Raw genomic sequence first — 836 nt, forward strand, 5'->3', positions numbered from 1 at the left:
TGCTTGCCAAAATGACTTCGAAGTGAAACCAAAATAAATACCATCGCCGTCATTAAATAAGCGATCTTCAAGTAAGGGCACTTTGAAACTGATTTGTAGTTTTATTTCATTGTGTTGAAATGGTTGTTCATCTCGATAAGTACCAGCTGCTATCCAGGGTTCGTTGTTTGGGGATTCTTGATGGCTTATTGGCAGAATATAGTTTCGCCTATGCGGGGTAATGACAAAGGAGAGTTTGTCAGTTTGTTGTTGCTGTATAAATCGTTCTGGAACATCTCTATGTTTAGTGTATTCGGGCTGTTCATCTTCGCTAATAGTTTCTTCGGCAAAGCTATTAAACGAAAGCAGGGAAGAAGCTAATAAAAAAGGCAGTAAGACAGATATTCTGGCGATTAAAGTCATGGTGTAAGCGATAGTTGTTAGTTATTGCGACTTAGTAAAGCACAACAATTAAAAACAGCCCATTGAATTAGGGGCTAAAAAGTTTAAATTTTGCTTACTTTCTTTCAGCTATCGCGCCTTTGCCTACACCCTCGTATGCTTTCACGAGATAGTGGTTGTTTGGATGTTTCGCGAGGCACTGGTCTGCAATGTATGCAGCGATTAGTTCAACGGTACTATCGGTGTCGATGATATGAACACGTTTAGATGGTAGGGTTAGTTTGAAGCGACCCTGTTGCGCGGTGTAACAGAAACTCGTGTGTTCTTTGCCATTGATATCGAGAACTTTCTTTACGTCCTCTTTTGTGCCGATATAAATGTTTCGGAAGCACGCACTCCAGTAATCTTCTAATTCAGAACTGCGTTTGTGATTCTCAAATATCTCAATTTTAGAA

At 39.8% G+C, this 836-nt stretch carries 1 protein-coding gene and 1 pseudogene; both read right to left on the minus strand.

The window, feature by feature from the left end:
- Positions 1–402, minus strand: a 402-nt coding sequence (locus tag A3739_RS05010; RefSeq protein WP_197472066.1) for a phospholipase A, incomplete at its 3' end; no start/stop codon positions are given.
- 94 nt (positions 403–496) lie between these two features.
- Positions 497–836: pseudogene (locus A3739_RS29385) on the minus strand (6-pyruvoyl tetrahydropterin reductase); the annotation flags it as partial.

The organism is Oleiphilus sp. HI0067, assembly GCF_001635735.1.